This is a genomic window from Enterococcus sp. S183_ASV_20, from assembly GCF_018919685.1.
GTDB lineage: Bacteria > Bacillota > Bacilli > Lactobacillales > Enterococcaceae > Enterococcus > Enterococcus faecalis.
In genome coordinates this window covers 1-18,873 of sequence record NZ_JAHLRI010000041.1, presented here as the reverse complement: position 1 = coordinate 18,873, position 18,873 = coordinate 1, and the positions used below count along the sequence as shown (strand labels likewise).

21 protein-coding genes are annotated in these 18,873 nt (G+C 35.3%); all 21 read right to left on the bottom strand.

Translation table 11 applies throughout. From position 1 onward, the window contains the following. Window positions 1-71: 71 nt before the first annotated feature. The 21 genes from KQI94_RS11920 to KQI94_RS11820 all read right to left on the bottom strand — a co-directional run bounded on the left by KQI94_RS11920 (window position 72) and on the right by KQI94_RS11820 (window position 18,570). Complete coding sequence (locus KQI94_RS11920) at window positions 72-308, bottom strand: phage holin (RefSeq protein WP_002411209.1); 237 nt, start codon at window positions 306-308, stop codon at window positions 72-74. After that, the gene (locus KQI94_RS11915; protein WP_016618535.1) at window positions 301-525 is read right to left on the bottom strand and encodes a hypothetical protein; all 225 of its coding nucleotides are present in this window, start codon (window positions 523-525) and stop codon (window positions 301-303) included. The genes KQI94_RS11920 and KQI94_RS11915 overlap by 8 nt, the downstream gene beginning before the upstream one ends. 64 nt (window positions 526-589) lie before the next feature. Continuing rightward, entirely contained in the window at window positions 590-2,062 is a 1,473-nt protein-coding gene (locus KQI94_RS11910; protein WP_174087333.1) for a BppU family phage baseplate upper protein, read from the bottom strand. Continuing rightward, window positions 2,062-4,329, bottom strand: a complete 2,268-nt coding sequence (locus KQI94_RS11905; RefSeq protein ID WP_002411213.1) for a phage tail spike protein — start codon at window positions 4,327-4,329, stop codon at window positions 2,062-2,064. Before KQI94_RS11905 ends, KQI94_RS11910 begins: the two co-directional genes overlap by 1 nt. Continuing rightward, window positions 4,326-5,087, bottom strand: a complete 762-nt coding sequence (locus KQI94_RS11900) for a distal tail protein Dit (protein WP_002411214.1) — start codon at window positions 5,085-5,087, stop codon at window positions 4,326-4,328. The genes KQI94_RS11905 and KQI94_RS11900 overlap by 4 nt, the downstream gene beginning before the upstream one ends. Beyond that, window positions 5,087-8,407, bottom strand: coding sequence for a hypothetical protein (locus KQI94_RS11895; protein ID WP_010826289.1), 3,321 nt, complete (start codon window positions 8,405-8,407; stop codon window positions 5,087-5,089). Before KQI94_RS11895 ends, KQI94_RS11900 begins: the two co-directional genes overlap by 1 nt. Then, on the bottom strand, window positions 8,400-8,972 hold the full coding sequence (locus KQI94_RS11890) for a Gp15 family bacteriophage protein (RefSeq protein ID WP_010784204.1): 573 nt from the start codon (window positions 8,970-8,972) through the stop codon (window positions 8,400-8,402). The genes KQI94_RS11895 and KQI94_RS11890 overlap by 8 nt, the downstream gene beginning before the upstream one ends. Before the next feature lie 5 nt (window positions 8,973-8,977). Then, the gene (locus KQI94_RS11885; RefSeq protein ID WP_002411217.1) at window positions 8,978-9,397 is read right to left on the bottom strand and encodes a DUF6673 family protein; all 420 of its coding nucleotides are present in this window, start codon (window positions 9,395-9,397) and stop codon (window positions 8,978-8,980) included. 52 nt (window positions 9,398-9,449) lie between these two features. After that, window positions 9,450-9,902 carry a hypothetical protein gene (locus KQI94_RS11880; RefSeq protein ID WP_010784203.1) on the bottom strand — a complete coding sequence of 151 codons (453 nt, stop codon included), beginning with the start codon at window positions 9,900-9,902 and terminating at the stop codon, window positions 9,450-9,452. A 70-nt stretch (window positions 9,903-9,972) separates the two neighbouring features. Next, window positions 9,973-10,452, bottom strand: a complete 480-nt coding sequence (locus KQI94_RS11875; protein WP_010784202.1) for a hypothetical protein — start codon at window positions 10,450-10,452, stop codon at window positions 9,973-9,975. Further along, complete coding sequence (locus tag KQI94_RS11870) at window positions 10,452-10,850, bottom strand: minor capsid protein (RefSeq protein ID WP_002411220.1); 399 nt, start codon at window positions 10,848-10,850, stop codon at window positions 10,452-10,454. The genes KQI94_RS11875 and KQI94_RS11870 overlap by 1 nt, the downstream gene beginning before the upstream one ends. Further along, complete coding sequence (locus KQI94_RS11865) at window positions 10,850-11,176, bottom strand: minor capsid protein (protein ID WP_002411221.1); 327 nt, start codon at window positions 11,174-11,176, stop codon at window positions 10,850-10,852. Before KQI94_RS11865 ends, KQI94_RS11870 begins: the two co-directional genes overlap by 1 nt. Next, window positions 11,176-11,517, bottom strand: coding sequence for a putative minor capsid protein (locus tag KQI94_RS11860; protein WP_002411222.1), 342 nt, complete (start codon window positions 11,515-11,517; stop codon window positions 11,176-11,178). The genes KQI94_RS11865 and KQI94_RS11860 overlap by 1 nt, the downstream gene beginning before the upstream one ends. Next, window positions 11,511-11,915 carry a hypothetical protein gene (locus KQI94_RS11855; RefSeq protein WP_010826286.1) on the bottom strand — a complete coding sequence of 135 codons (405 nt, stop codon included), beginning with the start codon at window positions 11,913-11,915 and terminating at the stop codon, window positions 11,511-11,513. Before KQI94_RS11855 ends, KQI94_RS11860 begins: the two co-directional genes overlap by 7 nt. A gap of 97 nt (window positions 11,916-12,012) precedes the next feature. Then, window positions 12,013-12,879, bottom strand: coding sequence for a hypothetical protein (locus KQI94_RS11850; RefSeq protein ID WP_002357374.1), 867 nt, complete (start codon window positions 12,877-12,879; stop codon window positions 12,013-12,015). 16 nt (window positions 12,880-12,895) lie between these two features. After that, the gene (locus KQI94_RS11845; protein ID WP_010784200.1) at window positions 12,896-13,450 is read right to left on the bottom strand and encodes a phage scaffolding protein; all 555 of its coding nucleotides are present in this window, start codon (window positions 13,448-13,450) and stop codon (window positions 12,896-12,898) included. A gap of 95 nt (window positions 13,451-13,545) precedes the next feature. After that, window positions 13,546-13,734: a hypothetical protein gene (locus tag KQI94_RS11840; protein ID WP_002357372.1), complete on the bottom strand. Its 189-nt coding sequence runs from the start codon at window positions 13,732-13,734 to the stop codon at window positions 13,546-13,548. Between the two features lie 51 nt (window positions 13,735-13,785). Next, entirely contained in the window at window positions 13,786-14,943 is a 1,158-nt protein-coding gene (locus tag KQI94_RS11835; RefSeq protein ID WP_002411227.1) for a phage minor capsid protein, read from the bottom strand. Continuing rightward, window positions 14,943-16,442, bottom strand: coding sequence for a phage portal protein (locus tag KQI94_RS11830; RefSeq protein WP_010784199.1), 1,500 nt, complete (start codon window positions 16,440-16,442; stop codon window positions 14,943-14,945). Before KQI94_RS11830 ends, KQI94_RS11835 begins: the two co-directional genes overlap by 1 nt. A 15-nt stretch (window positions 16,443-16,457) precedes the next feature. Next, window positions 16,458-17,747, bottom strand: a complete 1,290-nt coding sequence (locus KQI94_RS11825; RefSeq protein ID WP_002411228.1) for a PBSX family phage terminase large subunit — start codon at window positions 17,745-17,747, stop codon at window positions 16,458-16,460. Continuing rightward, window positions 17,737-18,570 (bottom strand): terminase small subunit, encoded by an 834-nt coding sequence (locus KQI94_RS11820; protein WP_010784197.1) that lies wholly within the window; start codon window positions 18,568-18,570, stop codon window positions 17,737-17,739. Before KQI94_RS11820 ends, KQI94_RS11825 begins: the two co-directional genes overlap by 11 nt. Window positions 18,571-18,873: the final 303 nt, after the last annotated feature.

Below are 18,873 nucleotides of genomic sequence, written 5' to 3'. Positions count from 1 at the left end.
ACCTTTTGCAGCAAATACATTTAAAGGCATAAAAAATAGAGCGACAAGCGCTCCTACTAAAATTTTCTTTTTCATTTATTTGTCTCCTTTTTATCTGATAAACCAGGCGTTGTATGGTCTGTCACAATTCCTAAAATAGTTAATACAACAAACACTGCATTGACAACATCTAACAGCTGCTGATTAATCACATCAATTTGAAATTTATACCCAAAAGGGACTGCAACTACTTGAATAAGTAACAAAACTGCAGGAATAAGAGACAACCAGAATTGTTTATTTTTTATTCTTGATTTCCAATCAATCATTTTTATTTCCTCCAATTCCTCGAAAGAGGGTTTTATTTTGTTCTTCCAATCGACTAATGCGCACTTCATGGTTATTTAATCGGTCAACAGCCTGTTTTAGTTCTTTCATGCTATCTTCTAATTGAGAGAAGACATGATAGAATTTCATTAATGCGAAGATAATTCCGCTTAAAAATGTAATCACCGCTAACCATTGTTCTAGTGTTAAGTTCATCATGCACCTACTTTCTACTTACAATAAAACCGCCTAGCTTTCGCTAAACGGCTTATTCATATTCTTATTACACAGAATAAAGTTTTGTAATCACATAATATTTCGCTGCAGTTCCATTATTCTTATGTCCTTTAATTTCTGTATTTGTTACATAAATATACTTATTGAATTTCGCACCATTTAAAGTCTCCAAATGATGAACAATAGCCACACCCGAATAATCCACCGCATGAGTTTTGGGAATAAACATATAATTCAAATCCCATGGCTGCGCTTTTCCCGTATTACTATCATAGGGTTGGTACAATGCGACCCAACCTGTAAAACATTTGTCTAAAGGTATACTTGGTTTCACAGACTGAGTCTCATTTAGATAGGCTGCGCCTTCCCAGATTTTTTTCCCTACGTTTAATAACATTTCCATTAAAGAATCGGTTAAATTCTTACCTGATATTTGTAGTCCGTCTGAAAAATTCTTTACACCTGCGATTTCTTGATTATTCGATAAATTAACAACACTATCTGTAGTAGCCAAAACTTTGAACGGACTATTTTGAGAAGAATTAGGAGAAGTCGTTCTAAATGCAATTAAAGGTGTTGCTAACGAATTCATTCTAATTTCTTGATACATAGATCCTGCAGTGCCCGCAATGGCATGTTGATAAACATATAGAGCAGAATATTTAAATTCAGGTGGCAAATCTGCTTTGTCAGTCATTGTTCCCGCAACTGTAGCATCTAGATAATAAAAACCAGCATAACCTGATAATTCTTTAAATGAAGTTACTCCCTTTGGCAAAGGTAGACCTGAACCATCATCATTAGTTAACTTTTTATTTTGAATGTCAAGGTTTTCCGTTTTACTTAAAAATCTATTATCAGCTTCCTGTTTCGTATAGAAGTTTCCCTCTTTAAACTTTTCAAGTGCTGCATCAACTTCATCTGTTACTGACTTCCCAATGGCTGAAATGCGACCTTCTGCATCCACCAATATATCTGTTATTTGTTTTTTTAGCGTATTTAAATCTACCTTGATCGCTTCAATAAGTTTTTCAACATTATCATAGTCAGTATTCATTTTATTTAGTGCAGCTTGATATGCTTCATTCAAAGATTTTACAAGTTTATTGTATTCAGTAATAATTGTTTCAGCTTCTTCGGCATCAATGTCAGCATTTCCTTTAACAATGATTTTAAAGTCTCCCGTAGTGTCTCTTTTCCCGTCTTTTTGAAACGAAAAATATGCCCTTTTGTACGTCCCTTCTACGCTAAACGCTGCACTAGGAAACGTGTATTCAAATGTTCCTTTTTGCAATCCAGCGTTATTGGAAGAAACGTTTTCAGAATCAAAAACTTTCACTTTTCCGCCTGCAGGTTCTCCCTCAAAGGTGATGATTCCACCCGATAAATCTGCTATCTCATCTCGTCGAGAAATTTTCACAGTAATTGTTTGCATTTTTTCATCGCCAACACGACCATAAATAATTGGTGGCATGATTGGATCCTTTGAAAAATCGAGATTTAATATCTTATTCGCCATCAAATCCCTCCTCTATGATATTTTCTTCTATTCTTGTTAGGCTTGTTTATTTTTTTTTCTAATTGTTCAATTTTTTCAATAAGCTGTTTATTAGTTAAACTGTTAAGCATCACTTGTTTATTCATATCTAAACTTAAATAGTGGTCTTCATTATGTTTAACACTTAAAAATGGTGAATATTGAGCAATTAGCCCAAGTTCTCTTTTATTAGAAGGCTGTTCTATTGGATTATTACTTTTATAGTTTTGCTTTCTATCAAATTCCACAAAGTTTAACTTTTTGGTTTCTTTGATACCATCAATCTTCGTATCTGTTATATTCTCCTTTAGCCGAACATCTGATTGATTTAGAATTGAAAAACCATTCATGTTTAAATTAGAGTAAAATCCTAAGTTAACATTGTTATTCACTGTAAATTTTGTACTAACACTAGTATTTACCAATGTTGAATTTTTTATTTCTCCAGATCCTCCAACATAACTTCCACCCATGTTTAAATTTGATATTTGAACCCCTGCGTCAAAAACTGTAAAATGTCTCGCAACATCGTTCCCTGAGACTTTTTTTGCTCCGACACTTGCTAACACTCCTGGTTCAGAATAAATATGGATTTCTTCTTTACCTAAAGAAGTAGAAAATGCTCTACCCAGACCTCCTAACTTATTTAAAGTGCCTTCTTTGTTAAATCGCACACCATCAGAATTTAGTTGCATCAATTCAATTTCTCTAGAATCATATATTGAAAATTTGTTAGCATCCATTGTTGATTTTAAAACATTATTATAGTAGTTCTTGATAGCTCCCTTTGACATTATAATTTTGTTATAGCCACTTTCACTTGTAATGTCACTACCTGTAATTGTCACACCTATAATGTTAATAGCTCTCAATGTTCCTGTAGCCATCCTGTCTGCAACAATTAGCCCATTATTTGTCATTGCTAACTCATAGTTACCGTTATATCCAGTTGAGCTAAATCCCAGCCCTCCAACATTCCACCGCCAGACTTTTCTAGCAGTATTTATACTTGTCGTATCCATAATTAATAGTTCTTGAGGATCTGCAAGCGACGGATATATGAGCACATGACCTTTTCCTGGATTTTTGATAATATCAGATGCTTCTTTTTGCGCTTGTTCAAGCCAATCTATTTTGTCTGACAAATCATTAATATTTTCTTTTGAGTCTTCAATTACTTTAGCAAAATCAGTTCTCGCTTCACCTAATTCGATTGACTCATATTGATCTAAAGAAATATTCCACACAGTTTTTACAATTTGTGCCGTTGTATTAATGTTTAGTTGATTAAACGCAACCGTTACCCAATCACATAAATCTACAACCTCAAGGCTTTTAAGTTGTTCATCTGAGACGGAACTCGCTAAGTCTACATAACTAGCTTTTATACTTACACGAGGAATCCCCACATTATTAGACTTAATAAACGATTTAACCATGCCGCGTAAAGCTTCAACATCTTTTGGCTCTTTATCACTAAAATCAACCATTTGTATTCTACGTTCCGTATAATTACTGACATAGTCACTATCAATATATATTTCTGGTAGAGTGATTACTTTTTCATCATCGCCATTACCGATTTTAGCCCAGCCATATATTGAAGTATACGTATTTTCAATGGATTCCTCTTGATTAATATCTGTTAAATTTTTACCGTAGGCAATGACTACATTCGTATCGGTACCGGCTTTTGCTAACAAGCGAACTTGATTATTATTAAAAAGATATTCCCCACCGAAATTATCTAAAATTGAACCAGCGACACCGCCTAAAACTTCTTGCGCATTTTTATATTTTGCGGGGTCTGTAAAATCAATTGAAGATGTAGTCCCCACATCACTGTAAAAAGTAAAATCACTTTTAGGCTCCATCTGACTTCTTAATTGATTCAATGCTGTTTGTGCCGAAATATTAGAATATTTGGAACCGATTTTTACCATTGTGCGCAACAATTTATAGCGATAATGCTCACAGTAAACAGTGACAATCCCTTTGATTGGTTTTGTAATTTGTGCAATTTCAAACCGTTGACTTTTAGCGACCAATGTCGGTCCAGCATCAGCGACTATCCATCTTCCTACTTTCAGCTCATGAAACAAATTCCCTACCACTGGATACTGGAATGTCATATCATAAATACCATTACGTTCCCTTGTAGAAAGAGGATTTATTGCATCTTGTAAAGGACCTATGCCTAGGGAGTTCCAATTGTTATTTTTCTTATCATGTAAAATAATCGTGCTCATACGGCTAAAGTCCTCCATTTTGGCTTAATTTTAAAATCAGTGATATAGGTATAATTGATAATGCTTTCGCCTGGGGACAGAGTGATTGGGTTATAACCATCTGTATTTAAAAAGCAATATTTTGTGATATTAAGGCCACCATCTTTATAAGCAATGCCTTCTTCGCAATCTAGCGTAATTTTTCCTGTTCCAGCTTCTTTTGCAATCCTGAATTGTTGGCCATTAATATAAATATTACTATCTTGTGTACTACTAGTTTTATTGAAAGTTATAATTGGCAGACTAGAAAAAGCTTCTGGATTCCTAATACCACCTCCACTTTTTATATCTCTTTCATCATCACCATCAAGACGAAAAACGAACGGCTGGCACTTAAAAACAAAATCAACATCTAACCAACTTCTTGTTTTGTCTGCCGCATCTACTTTGCTGTAGCCTAGCGCCTTATAATAGTATTCGCTATATTCACTAAAAATAAGCGGAGCGTAATCTTTTGATAAATAAAGCCACGCAGCTATATCTCTTAACTGCGCGGCAATAGTTGTATCTGCTTGTTTATACAATCGTACTGGAAAGACCTTCTCGATGTCTTTATATTTTCCTTTATCATAAATGACATCAGAGCTCCTTCCATCTACCTCTGTAAACTGCAAAGCGGCTTCCGGAATAGTAAACGTCATTTCGTTTCTTATCCGCATAGCGAATTCATTCGATTGTTTCCCTCTAAATTGAAAATATGGATAGTTCGTTAAATCCATTATAGCCGCCCCCTTGTTTGTCGTTCTGTGAGTGTTGCCAATTGTTGAGAAGTTTCTTCAATTGATTTCTCATTAGAAAGATCTGCATGTTCAATGTTTATATTGATTGTAGGATTGTAGGTTTTCGCAAAGTTGCTATTATTTACAATTTGGCTACCCAAATTAGCAGCGCCCATCATATTTGTGTTTAATGCTAATTCTGGACTAGTAAAGTTAAAATTTGAAAAAGCATTGTCAAATGAGAGTTCCTTAGAAATAGAATCTGCCATATTAGAAGTAAGATGTTTAACATTATCAAATCCTGCTATTATTCCCTTTTCTAAACCAAACATTAGTGCAGAACCATTATCAATTAAAACTTTTTTATCATATGGAATTGGACCTTTTAAACTAGCGATAGTATCTGCGATACCACTAACAAAGCCTTTAACTTTTTCAAATCCCCATTTTATTCCTTTTAGTAATCCACCCATTAAAGATGTACCTGCATCCCATAGTTCATCTCCAACAATTGCAGAACCTAAACTATTTACTAATCTTTTTACTGCCTCTCTAGCCTCTTCTTTATTATTATCAATACCCTCTGCTAAACCATTAATTAATCGTATAGCTGCTTTCCACATTCTATCTGAGAAATTAATAATATTCTCAACTAATTTATCAACTAAATCTGCAGCAGCGTTTACTAATCTGTATAAATTATTTCCAATTCCTTCTATACATTTCACTACTAAATCCATACCTGCATCGACGATTCGTGATAGATTATTAGAAATACCTTGTAGTACGCTAACGATTAACGTCACTCCGGCATCAATGATATCAGGCATTCTAGAAGATAATCCATTTAAGAAATTAATCATCAAATTAACAGCCGCATCGATAATATCTCCCATTCTATTACCGATTGCATTAACAAAATTAACGATAATACTAATTGCTTCATTAGTGACTTTGCCAATATTATTTGCAATTCCACGAAGAAAATTAATCAACAAATTGAAACCAGCTTGCAAAATATCAGGCAAATGTTTATTCAACTCTGAAAGCCACGTGATAATTAATGTAGCCATGTTTTGCACTATTTTAGGTAATTGTTCTGTTATACCTTGAAGCAATGCATTGATTAAACTAGCTCCAGCTCCTAACAACTTTGGTAGTGCTTCAGTAAGTGAACCTAAAAAAGTAGTAATAATCATCGTTGCTGATTCTATGATAGTCGGCATAACTAATAAGATACCATTAGTCAGTGCATTGATTATTTGTACTGCAGATTGAGCAATGATAGGCAACAGCGTGACTATTCCATTAGTAAACGCCATTATCAGTTCCCCAGCAGATACTACAATGCTTGGCAATCCTTGTGCGATACCAGAAATAAAACCAGACACTACTTGTAAAGCTCCAGTAATAATACCTGGTAAAGCATTGGCAATCGCACCTAAAATTCCTTGTAGCGCTGTACCAAAATTTGTACCTAATTGTGGCCCATAAGTCTTGATTCCTTCAGCTAATCCTTTAAAAGAATTCATAATTGTATCAATACCTTTATTTACATCTCCGCCACCCAGAGCTTTTGCTAGTAATTCAAAAACTTTTATAAAAAGACCAACGGGACCCATCATTCCTAGGATAACCATTTTAAGAATTTTTAAACCTACACCAACTATATCAAATGATTTTCCAACTCTCTCAGTTGGGTTTATAAGTTTTTTTAGAGAATCTATCACATTTTTTATTGCTTTACCGATTTTCATGATATTTTGCTCACCTTTGACGGTGAATGCTCCTTCAAGAAAATTACCTAATTCGCTCATATTTTTAATTGAACCAGACATTATTTTTCCGATTGCCTTTATCCCAAGTTTCATATCATTAATTTTTCCAGTAAAATTAATCATTCCTTGCCAAAGACTTTCAGGAAATAGCTTAATAAATTGAGACCTTAATTCCGCGATTTTCTCTCCTGGACCATTGGTTAGCATTTCAACAAAGCCTTTACTTAAAAGCTTTAATCCTTTAAATACTTGATCAATGGGTTTCATGAACGATTTTAAAGTCAACACCATTCCATCAACCTTATTCCTAAAAGTATCTGAAGTTTTATAAAAATAGATGAAAGCTGCGATTAATGCACCAATTCCAGCGATAACTACAGCAAAAGGATTTGCCATCATAGCCACTTTCATTAATGAGAAAGCCGTTTTGACACCATTAATTGCTGTTTTAACACTGTTCATAATTCCGATAGTTGCTTTGAAAGCAATAAAGCCTGCTATAGCACCAACAATAACAGAACCTAGAAATTTAATTATTTGAGCATTTTTACTAATAAGTTCAAACAATTTATCAAAAATAGGAAATTTATCGCCAATTGAGTCTAATAGTTCTGCAAATGCCGCTTTTACATGAGGAATAGAAGCTTTGACAAAAGTAACAATCGCTCTTGGTAATGCTTTTAATATATTTCCAATCATGGGAATAAAGTTACCAAAAAGAAATGTGGCCGTTGTTTCTGCTAACTGATTTAAAGAAGGTTGGATATCTTGTCCAAGAGCCATTTTACCAAGTACATTAGATAAAGAAGCTTTCATAGCTGCGAATGAACCGCTAAGTGTCTCTGCCGCTTCTTTTGCTGTAGTTCCTGTGATATCAAGATTTTCTTGTATTGCGTGAATGGCATTGTATACATCACTTAGGTTACTAATATCATATTTAACGCCTGTAAGTTTTTCGGCATCAGAGAGTAGTCGTTGCATCTCTTCTTTTGTACCACCGTAACCTAATTTCAAGTTATCAAGCATTGTATAGTTTTGCTTTGCAAAACCTTGATAGGCATTTTGAATATCTTGCATATTTGTACCCATTTTGTTGGCGTTGTCAGACATATCAATCATAGCCATATTTGCAACATCTGCTGCTTTTTCTGTATCGCCACCAACAGATTGTAGTAAACTAGCGCTAAAACTTGTTACGTTTTCCATATATGCATTCGCTGATAACCCAGATGTTTTATACGCTTCATCTGCATACTTTTTTACTTTGTCCGCACTACCTTTGAATAATGTTTCAATACCACCGAGGGATTGTTGTAGATTTGCTCCTTCTGAAATTGCGGTAGAGAATGCAGTTTTAATTGATGAAATAGCTTTGCCTACAACTGCAGAAGCAACTTTTACTAATCCCATTGAGATAGCTAAATTTTTTATAGAAAAACCAGCTTTGTCACTACTGCCTTCCAATTGATCTAGCTGGCTGTTAAGCCCAGCTACACTTTTACCATTAACATCAACATCAATTACAACTTGCCCATCAGCCATCTTCTTCCTCCTCTCCTAAGTCAGTATTAGGTAAGGCATATTTCCTTTTTAACTCTCGCATTCGACGTTTTTCTTTACTTGATTCCCCTTTTTGAGGTTCCCAATTCCTAATCTGAATAATCCTCTGCATAATACAATTATCTGGTAGACTCTCTAAAAGTGCTTGAAACTCTTCCCAACTCATTTTTCCTTGTTCTTCGAAAAGATTAATACCAATTTGACGAAAAGAAGCATAGATATACTTGGCATCATAAACCAAATCTATATCTTTACTATTTATTTTAGTTGGTAATTCATTGCCTAATTCATCAGTTTCAACTTCGGAATGTTGACCTAAAAGCAGGTATTCATCATAAACGTATTTAAACATTTCAAATTTTTGTAGTATATCTAAATCAACTTCCCCAACTAAGATTAGAATCGAAAGTTCAATCTTATCTTCTAATATCAAACTCTCATCTTGTATTATTTCAAAAACATCAAGGACATGATCAAACGCTAAGTTTATTGGAAATTCTTTGCCCAAAAACGAAAAGGATGTAGTCAGCGGATTATTCAACCGCATAATACTCATCCTTTCTTTTTGCTAACTTTTTTTAGATATTCTTGTTTTAATTTTTTTGATTTTTTACCACGCTCATCTAATAATTCAGTCTGTTTCTTAGTGTATTCTTCAATAGATTCACTAATACCTACTGATAAATCGTAAAAGGCGTTTAGCCATGCGATTATGTCTGGGATGTCTTTATACAAAATTGCAAACGTACCTTCACCAAGTACGGAATCATACCCTTTTGTCAACACAGAAATATATAATTCATCACTCATTTCCTCAGAATTTTCATCTAAGTCTTTCAGTTCTTGTACGACTTTATCGTACGTTTCTTCATATTCTTTTATATGCTCTAATGAACAATCAAAGAAAAATTCGTGCCCAGCAATTTTCACTGGAAAACCAGTACGCTCTACTTTAATCTCTAATGCTTTCATTTAATTACCTCCATAAATAAGGACAGCCAAATAGCTGCCCTTATTTTCGTATTTATGCTTGATTATTAAGTGTTAAGGTATGTTGTGCTGTTTTCTTACCATCCTCTGTTTCGCCTTCGGTAACATAAGTACCAACTGGTACCGTTTCTGTCCAAGTAATATTACCTGTTTCAGAGACAGCAAGGCCTTCTGTTACAGGCGTAATAGAATAGTTTACTTTTTTATTTGTAGCATTTTCAGGCAAAACAGTTGCTGTGATTTGTCGGCTACCTGCAGTACCCGCATTTGCTGTGGACGTTTTAGGAGAAAACTCTAAGCCTGTTACAGCAATTGGCGATGTTTTAAATGACGGTACATCTACTTTTTCGCCGCCGTCTGCAAAACCTACTTTGTATGTTCCTGATGGAACGTCGGTGTTTGGCTCAATACCTGTAATTTCTAGAGGGCTTGGACTAGCCGGAACAATGACTTCCTCACCTTTATAAACAATATACTCTCTAGCCATTCTTATTCTCCTTTCTCCATTTCAATGATTACCCCAGTTTTAGTCGGAGTCATTTTACCGATTACTGGGGTTATACTTTTGGGGTGATATTAGGTAAGGTATCAAAGGTAATCGTGCAGCTGAAATCTTCATACTCTGTCGCATCTCCTGCACCAGCGACAATATCTGTTACTGTTGCACGCCCTACATAAGTATCGCCATTCGTCATAATAATTTTATGCCAAATCTTACGATTTTCTCCAATTTTGTATTTTTTACTTGCAATTAATTTTTGTGCGGGATCTTCTGGGTCATAAAATCCTTCAGGACTATAAGCACCAGAAACAGAAGTCACTGTAGTTTCTGGTGTACCATCGCCATCATAGAAACCTGCATCGTCCGTTTCTTCATCGGTATCATCGCCAATTGAACTAATGTACTTGGCAAGACGTTTCCACTCTAACTCGGTAGTTGGTGTTGTTTCTTTCCCAGGTACATACTCAGCAATAAAATGCTGCCGTTTTGCATTTTTGTTCCGTGCAAACATTTGAATATTCATTTTTAATAACATTAATTTTCCTCCTTAAATGTGGTTAATTTTGCTTGAAAATCTAATAAAAAAACGAACCAACCTTGTTCATCAGCTTCATTAATGAACGGTTTGCTCGTTATCATTAAATTATTACACTCAAAAGAGCCATCTTTACTTGATAATTCTTCAATACTTTCTAATACATCTGAAAGAAGCCACAACGTATGCTCTAACTTATTACCGTCTTTTGATTTCATGGCAATTTCATAGTTTAACAACTCGTCTTTGATTCCGTCATAATATTCGGTTTCTACCTTACCGCCCGGTAATGAGTAAATCACTAAACTTTCTAGTGCTGAAAGGTATCCTTTCCGGATATTTAACGGCAAATTTGGAATCTGATTTATCCTTTCGTTTAAACAATCAAGAAAATCCATTATTTAATACCCGCTCCTTTCAAAAAGGCACGTTCCCACGAATTCATATAAGCACCTTTTGCTTTTAAATCCCACCGTGGTCCAGTCCCAGGCGTAGTATATTTTTTTCCATTTAGATAAAATTGGCGTTTCGCATATTTTGTACCATAAATAATCTTTTCACCTTCACTTGATAAATGAGCGCTTTGCCTTAAACTATTATTTTTTCGTGGTACAAATTGATTCATATCTGCCATCGCTTGATTACCCAGCGCATATCTGCCTCGTCTCATTGCCTCAGGGCTTACTTTGGTTCTTACACCGCTTAAATTCACCTTAATCCCCATCAGACTACCTCAATCTCATACGAGTAGACATCATTCGAATAGGCTTCAATTACGGTATCAACTTTAGTGATTACGTGTTCTTTGTCATCGTAAATAACTACTGATTGTTCTTTGAACTCAGGCAAAGGCGTAGTCAATTCGTGATAACAGAAAATCAATCCGTTATACAGCAATTGTTTGCCACTTGATGAAAAAGTATATTGGCTTCCTCTGTCAATTCGGCAATACTCAATAAGGATCGGTTCCTTGTATACTGGCTTGTTCCAATCGCCCTCCCCTAAGTACTCTTTATACTCAAAGGAATCAACTAAGAATTTTTTGGGTGGCTTTGGCATTAGCATGACGAAACACCTCGATATAACAAACCTGTACCTTCCAGATACAAATAAACGTCTTCGGCAGTTAACGACTTACTTTCGTTATTTCCAGAAGGATTGTAGCGACTGGCATTAGAAATACTCGTACGGCCTGCTGAAAAGCTTTGAGGGGCATTGTTGATACTTTCATACGTATCCGCACCAACATCGACAAAATACATTATTTGCGCACACAGAGCGAGTTTAAACTGTTTCACTCTAAATTGCCTAGAATCTTTCGTTATATCATTGAACTGATAAAAGTAATTCGTTACATTATCAATCGCTGCGGTGGCTTTTACTAAATATTTGTCAAAGTTATCTTTATATTCATCTGCGGCGCCTGTAAGCTCTTTAAACTCTTCAAAATCAATATAGGACATCTTAGATTCCTCCTAAAAAAAGAAGGAGACTAAGCTCCTTCTTCCATTTCAATAACAACCCCGCTTGTTGTCGGCGTTAGTTTACCAACTTTCGGGGCTACACTTTTGGGGCAACACCTTTAATAATCGCTTTAGCATTTTTTTCAGGGATATATTTGCCATACTTACCTGCCGCTTGTAACGCTGTGCCTGCGAAATCTTCTGAATCCATAGCACGTGCTACTTGAATACCTACGCCAGCTACACCTACGTTATCAGCTGAAAAAATTGCTACCTCATTTGGTTGAAATTTTTCATCTGGTAACTCTTCTAAAACAAACCCTTTAAATTTGTATAAAGTTTGTTCATCAACATTAGCGGATGAATTTTTAGAAGTTGTTGCAAGTTTTGAATCAATTAATAAGTCGTAAACGTCTGAATTAACATAGGCAACCCATGCAACGTTTTGAGAAACATTGTTATTAACAAATTTCTTATGAGCATTAGAAAATAGTTTTGTAATACCAGCTTCATCTAATGTAGTGGTTAGTTCTTCACTTGCATTGTCAGATAATGCTTTGCCTAACAAGTTATCCACATGTTGCGCCCAGGCAACAGCATGCAAAGCTAAGCGCTCTGCTACAACTTGATCAGGAATATCATTTACAGTAAACTGATCGACACCTTCATGAATTGAAAGTGGCGCTTCATATTTAACTTGTTTATTGACTGATTTAACTTCTTTACGTTTACCAAAACGGCTTGAGCTGCCTGTCCCTGTTCCAAATCCTACATTTTCATCTGTCGAATATGCTTGAATAACAACGTCCGTATCTGTAACTTTCAAATCTAGAAATGTATCGTTTTGAGAGACTCCGTCTTTTGTCTGTAAAGTACCTCCGAAAGCACGTAAAAATACTGCTTTTTTAGCAAACAGTTCTGGCAAAATACCTGCATATTGTTTAGTGTAATATTTGATTGACATAATTTATTTCTCCTTCTTAAATATATTTTTCAACTGCTGCTGCAAACACGTCTGTGTTTCCTTTATCATTTTTAGGATTTCCAGGGTTAACGATTTGCGGCGTTGAAGCTGGGTCTTTATCGGTTTGAAACAAAAAGGCTTTATTTTCTTGTAGTCCCTTTAATTGTTCTTCAAAACCTTGTAAATTACCGTCGACAACTTTAATAGTGTCTTTATCTAGTTGACCAAGTAAGATTTCTTCATCAAGCGCATTCGCTTCTTTTAATGCTAATTTAATTGCGAAATCTTTTTGTTGTTCAGCTAACTGTTTTTCAGAATTATTTTTCGCCTCATCAAACTTTGTTTGTAAATCAGCTAATTTTTGCGTTAAATCATCGTTTCCTTGTGCTGATTCTTTTAAGGCCGTCAATTCTTCTTGGTTAGCTTCTAGTTCTTGCTTAGCGCTGTCACGTTCACTCTCTGCAGTAGCAACTTGCGCATTTAGTTGCGTGACCGTCTTACCATGTAAAGCCATGATAGACTTCGCTGTTTCTTCCTCAATGCCTAATGCGATTAAATCCTCTTTTTTCATAAATCTGTTCCTCCTAAGTGTTTTTTGAGTGGCAACTCCCACTGTGAGCCGTCTTTTTGAGACTTCCGAGCAGGTCTAGGTATAAAATAAAAAGCCTAACGATAGTTAGACCTGTTTTCTTCTCTTTTTAAATATTCTTCGTAATCGGCATCTAATCGATCGTAAGGATCTTCCTTTGTCTCCATATTCACGCGAAACCCATATCTAATAAAAGCGATAGTGATTGCTAGTGATAAACCAATGACTGGCAATCCAATCACAATGGCGATAAATTTTATTAGCATAGAAACACCTCTTTTTTTATTTTATAAATCATAAAATCCCACTTCTTCTCTCTAAAAATCGTCATAGCGAAAATCTTTTAGCAACGTATTAACCGGGGTGTAAACTTTTTCACGGGCATAATTTCTGCCTAAATACTCATTAGAATCTACTAGTTCTCGTAGTTTCGCTTGGTTTGCTCTTACTTTCTGTTTCCATTGCTTGGCATTGTCAGTATGATCTAATGCTTCGGAAACCATTTGATTCTTTTTAAATTTGACTACTTGGCGCTCTAATTGCCGTTGACGTTTCGTCAATTCAGCAACTTTTTCATTTTCCTTTGCATCAATTTTAGGTTGATTATTTGTATTGATACCAGGGATAAAAGGAATGTGTAAATGATTGCAGTTAATCCCTCTATGCCCGCCAGCAGTTCCATATTCTGCGCCCCAATAAGGGTCGTAAATACTCTTATACTTTTCATTACTTGAAACAGATTCACGTAAATCGGCAACGTGTCCTTGAATCTTAGAACAAGCTTTTCTAGCCCCCATATGGCTAGTGACCAGTACCGTGTGAACGTCATACTCGCTCATACGGTCTTTTCGTAACTTATCATAGGTGTTACCTAATGTAGACTTTAAAACGGTTCGAACGTAACGTTCCAAGCTCCACGTATGACCGCCTTTATCTACAAATGTTGACTTAATCCCTTTCTGTGCCCAACTTTGTATAGTACGTTCTAACGCTTCGTCAAATGTAAATAACCCGCTGTTAAATGCAGCGACTGTCTTATTAATGATTTCATTGTACATTTGGCTGGTGGCTGTTCCATAACCGAAGTTAGTGGATAACAACGTTTGATTTACATAGTTGTTAATATCAGACCACACTTGGTCGTGATAGGCTTTCATAATATTGTCTAAATCTGTTGGCATAGGCTTTGGATCATAAGGTAATTCTTTATCAATATCTTTTACAATTTTTTGCCCGGTACTTTCAAACATTCGCTCTATTTCAGATTCAGCAATTCCTGTTACTTGAGAAATGACTTTTGCGGTTTCTTTGTTAAACAAATGTAACTCTTGAAGCTTTTCTCTTTGCCAATCTAAAATATTCTCGTTACCGTTTTTTAAACGCTTAGCGATGATTCGTATTAATTCGCCCTCTAACGATTGGTAGAGGTGTGACATATTAGAGGACCATAAATCTAATTGATGAGGTGTAATCATTATTCCTCATCTCCTAGTTCATTTTCCGCCGATATTCTTTCTTGTTCTGGATAGTCCATTTCTAACGTTTCTGCTCTAATCTCGTAAACTATTTTTTTGGCCTCTTTTTCAGTCACACCAGTTAATTTCTGAATAGCGCTTAGTTTTGATGAAAGACCAGCTGTAACTAATTTAGAGTAATAATCAGCTTTGGCATCTTGAGATTGAAAAACACCGTCATCAAAATCTATATTAATGCCTAGTTCTTTTGAATATTTGAATAGATTAAATGCTGCGGCCAATTCGAATATAGTTGTAATTAATTCTTTTAATGCTTCTTCCACAATTAAGACATTATCTGAACGGGTAGAAAAAGTCTCAGAATTTTCGCTGATGATTTCCGTAGCTGTTTTGACTGATTGTCCATCAAAGCTAAATGTTCCACTTGAAAAACCGGTTTGTAATTCAACAATGCGTAAAATAAAATTAATTGTCTCAATAAATTCCTGTGACCGTAACGTAGGAACAAATTCACTAATAAAAGGCTCGTCTGATTTCAACCGTTGATATACAGATGTCTTACTGTCAAATCGTTTTATAGGATTCCCTTTTTCATCATATCTAACTTTGAAGAAATGATCTGAAGCTAATATTTTTCTTCTCGCTTCTTCAACTTCATTCATAAATTCATCGTATTTTTCGTTAATATCAATCAATTGGCGCTTCGCGTTGTCAATAATACCTAAACTCAATGGACTATCGATATCTATGTTGTTTTTTCCAGCTAGTTTTATATAGACAAATAATGGTCGAGTAAATCCGACTAAAGCAGTCTCCTCTTTTAGTTCCTTGTACTTGTCTAATGTCGGTAATGGTACCCTAACACCTGTTTGAGATTGTTCTTCTGAACGATACAATTCGTTTCTGATATAGTAAGTGCTATTTTCCCACTCATGAAATTCTAAAAGTGTGTAATAAACATTTTTCTTACCTTCATTCTGTTGTGTAATCGTAGCAATAGCTGCTTCAGATATATCATTAGTGTTGGACTGTAAAGGGTAAAAAGTATCAGCTCGGCAAAAGGATATTTTTATTTTGTTTGTCTTTGTGTCTACATAGGGACGTAGGACAAGCCCTCCTATTGCATATCCTGCTTCCAGCTCTTCACCAAAGTTCTTACGAAACTTATTATCGTTAAAAACTGATTGTAAAAACTGGTCCGCTTCATCATTATCAATGCTTATCGCACACCCGTCATTAAAGACTAGCTTAGCTAATTTGCGAGAAACTACTTTTGATACATTTAATGAATGAAAAGCCCTGTGCATACGCATACCATCACTATTAACGTAGCTCACATCAGGAAACTTATTTTTATATATGCGTTTGTTGTCCATTATTCTATCGATTTCAGCAGTATTTACTCCGATTTTTGGATGATCTGTAATTCTATTAAGTGTTTCTACCATACCTATTTTTGCACCTCCAATCCTGAACATCGCTTTTAATTTGTCAAACATGTAAACACCTCTTTTCTAGGCGATATAGGTTTTATAAAAGTAATTATTACCATACCTTGCTTCATCAAGTGCATGATTATATTTATCTACGGGCAATCCATTATCATTTCTCACATACATAGAGATTTCTTTTTCAAAATTATAGTGGTCAAATTCTTCTCCACATTCTAAAACTATAAATTGGCCACTTATCATGGTGTTTTGTAGTCGTTCTATTCCAACCTCTATCTTTAAACCATTACTTGAAACTTTATCGGAGCTATTGTTATCAGCTTTATCTGTAATAATCCCTATTAAGTCAAGCTCAGAACGTAACGTTTTACAGGCAGGATCGACAAAGAAATAATTCCAGTGTGGCAAATGGTTCCATTTTGTATAACACCACTCAACAAACTGTTTAATCTCTTTTGCATAAATTGACATCGCTTTTGTTTCTCCCGTATCCGTTCCGCTATGATAGTAGTTTGCTAAACGATACAGATAAAATTTCCCAGCATAGAAGGTGACAACCCAAAATGCACAGGTAGTTGCATCAGCTTGGCCACCATCAGCAGTAAAAAACGTTTCAATGATGTTTCCTTTTATTTCGGTTGCCTTGTTGTTCTTACCGAACATCGAGTAAATAACACCTTGTGGTAGCACTCTATGACCATACCAGTCACGTTCTAAAAGATATTCGCTACTTGATAACTCATCGTATAACTGCTGCTTTCTTGATTCACTTAAGATTGGATTATCATCTGGTGTCCAATGACGAAATAAAAAACGTCCTGATTTCTCAAAACGTTCTAACAATTCTAAATTAGGGTGATTCGGTGCTGGCGGATTCTGTTCGCCTAAATGATAGCGCCATTCTGCAGCAAAAGTACGTCTAAAGCACTCATTAATGAAATCTTTATGCAGCAAGTTAAATTCTAAGAAAGTAACTGAGCCTAACGACATACCCGTAATAGCACCAACCGAATTGATTTTGCCGCCGCCTTTGTAATAAATCTTTTTTTCTCCGTTAGGTGCATATAAAAGCAAATGGTCCCCATGCTCATCATGTCGAATATCTGAAACACCATCAAAGATATGCATTAAGCCTAAACCGTCACCGTCCATAAACATTCGGAAAGCTTGTTCTTGATTATAAGCAGTCACAAGATGGTTCTGGTCTGGTGAGCGTAAATAGAAGTCTGCCATTTTAAATATATCACTGGTGGTTTTTCCGCTACGAGGAGTGCCTTCGTTTAGTTCAAAGGTTACTTTACTTGTATCATAATTGATATTTGCCACTTGCTTATCACTAAAATTAATTGCCATCGCTCACACCTCGTGATTTTACTTCTAACAAGGCTTCTAGCAATTCATTAGCTTTACCTCCAGCGGTTAACTTATCAGCCTTATTCGTAAGTATTTTCGCTTCTGCTTGAGCTTTTTCAGTTTGCGCTTGTTTTAATTCATCAGTAGCAATATACTTCATCAACTCACTCATAGCCTTTTGCTTATCGTAAAGCTTAACTGATACACCGTCTTTACCTTTTTTAACTTCCTGAATCAATGTACCGTCAACCTCGTTCGAATCTTTAAGAGAGACATTTGAAACTTTGTATGTTTTTACTTCGCCTGTTTCTTCGTCTATAACCTCTTCACCATTAATATCTTTAAACGGATATTCATCATAACCAAATTCTGTAAAATCGGTAATATCGGCAAATGCTTGCTTAACATACTCTTGTATCAAGTCTTTAATATCCACAAACACATCTTGTTGCAACTCTGCTTTTAAACGGTGCAACTCTTTTTTTATGCTATCTTTTGCTATCAACCTAATGCTATTGGCTCTAGCTGAATTATAGTCACATCCGTATGCTTGTTGATATGCCTTAGTGGCGTTAAAATGCTGTAAATAAAATAAACAGAACATTTTCTGTTGCTCTGTTAAAGCATCATTCTCTATAACGGGTTGCGACTCTTTTTTGTATGCAACCTTTTTCTTTTTGGTTGCAACCTCTTTAGGAGGCGCGTTCCATTTGCGAGATTTCCAAGACTTCACGGTGTTAATAGATACATCGTATTTATCTGCTATATCTTTATACTTCATACCATTTTTATAATCCTCATATGCTAAGTCCCATTTCTGCACATCCAACGCCACCTCCTAATTAATTTTATGTAAATGTGCGACAGATACATTAATACCTGTTATACTCTTTATATGGTAGTACTCCTTTTTTAAAAGCTTAAGTTCAGAGATTACAATCTATCTTAATTTTGACACTAACGCTACCTAGCCACTAGACCCATAATCTAGTGGTTTTTTTACGTACAAAAAAAGACCACTCATTTTTATTGAGTAGTCTAAAGATTTATATTAGACTGCCTAGCCAATCTAACACTTATTTAACAATACTAGGTTGCTAGCCACTTTATCCTGTTTCCGCAGGCT

What these genes read in the sequence shown, in the direction of transcription:
- KQI94_RS11910 (WP_174087333.1), bottom strand. Translation starts at nt 2,062, where the DNA reads ATGGCGAATAAGATATTAAATCTCGATTTTTCAAAGGATCCAATCATG.
- KQI94_RS11870 (WP_002411220.1), bottom strand. Translation starts at nt 10,850, where the DNA reads ATGGATTTTCTTGATTGTTTAAACGAAAGGATAAATCAGATTCCAAAT.
- KQI94_RS11900 (WP_002411214.1), bottom strand. Translation starts at nt 5,087, where the DNA reads ATGGATTTAACGAACTATCCATATTTTCAATTTAGAGGGAAACAATCG.
- KQI94_RS11885 (WP_002411217.1), bottom strand. Translation starts at nt 9,397, where the DNA reads ATGAAAGCATTAGAGATTAAAGTAGAGCGTACTGGTTTTCCAGTGAAA.
- KQI94_RS11850 (WP_002357374.1), bottom strand. Translation starts at nt 12,879, where the DNA reads ATGTCAATCAAATATTACACTAAACAATATGCAGGTATTTTGCCAGAA.
- KQI94_RS11915 (WP_016618535.1), bottom strand. Translation starts at nt 525, where the DNA reads ATGATGAACTTAACACTAGAACAATGGTTAGCGGTGATTACATTTTTA.
- KQI94_RS11830 (WP_010784199.1), bottom strand. Translation starts at nt 16,442, where the DNA reads ATGTTTGACAAATTAAAAGCGATGTTCAGGATTGGAGGTGCAAAAATA.
- KQI94_RS11840 (WP_002357372.1), bottom strand. Translation starts at nt 13,734, where the DNA reads ATGCTAATAAAATTTATCGCCATTGTGATTGGATTGCCAGTCATTGGT.
- KQI94_RS11835 (WP_002411227.1), bottom strand. Translation starts at nt 14,943, where the DNA reads ATGATTACACCTCATCAATTAGATTTATGGTCCTCTAATATGTCACAC.
- KQI94_RS11920 (WP_002411209.1), bottom strand. Translation starts at nt 308, where the DNA reads ATGATTGATTGGAAATCAAGAATAAAAAATAAACAATTCTGGTTGTCT.
- KQI94_RS11875 (WP_010784202.1), bottom strand. Translation starts at nt 10,452, where the DNA reads ATGTTATTAAAAATGAATATTCAAATGTTTGCACGGAACAAAAATGCA.
- KQI94_RS11825 (WP_002411228.1), bottom strand. Translation starts at nt 17,747, where the DNA reads ATGGCAATTAATTTTAGTGATAAGCAAGTGGCAAATATCAATTATGAT.
- KQI94_RS11845 (WP_010784200.1), bottom strand. Translation starts at nt 13,450, where the DNA reads ATGAAAAAAGAGGATTTAATCGCATTAGGCATTGAGGAAGAAACAGCG.
- KQI94_RS11905 (WP_002411213.1), bottom strand. Translation starts at nt 4,329, where the DNA reads ATGAGCACGATTATTTTACATGATAAGAAAAATAACAATTGGAACTCC.
- KQI94_RS11860 (WP_002411222.1), bottom strand. Translation starts at nt 11,517, where the DNA reads ATGCTAATGCCAAAGCCACCCAAAAAATTCTTAGTTGATTCCTTTGAG.
- KQI94_RS11880 (WP_010784203.1), bottom strand. Translation starts at nt 9,902, where the DNA reads ATGGCTAGAGAGTATATTGTTTATAAAGGTGAGGAAGTCATTGTTCCG.
- KQI94_RS11865 (WP_002411221.1), bottom strand. Translation starts at nt 11,176, where the DNA reads ATGGGGATTAAGGTGAATTTAAGCGGTGTAAGAACCAAAGTAAGCCCT.
- KQI94_RS11855 (WP_010826286.1), bottom strand. Translation starts at nt 11,915, where the DNA reads ATGTCCTATATTGATTTTGAAGAGTTTAAAGAGCTTACAGGCGCCGCA.
- KQI94_RS11890 (WP_010784204.1), bottom strand. Translation starts at nt 8,972, where the DNA reads ATGCGGTTGAATAATCCGCTGACTACATCCTTTTCGTTTTTGGGCAAA.
- KQI94_RS11895 (WP_010826289.1), bottom strand. Translation starts at nt 8,407, where the DNA reads ATGGCTGATGGGCAAGTTGTAATTGATGTTGATGTTAATGGTAAAAGT.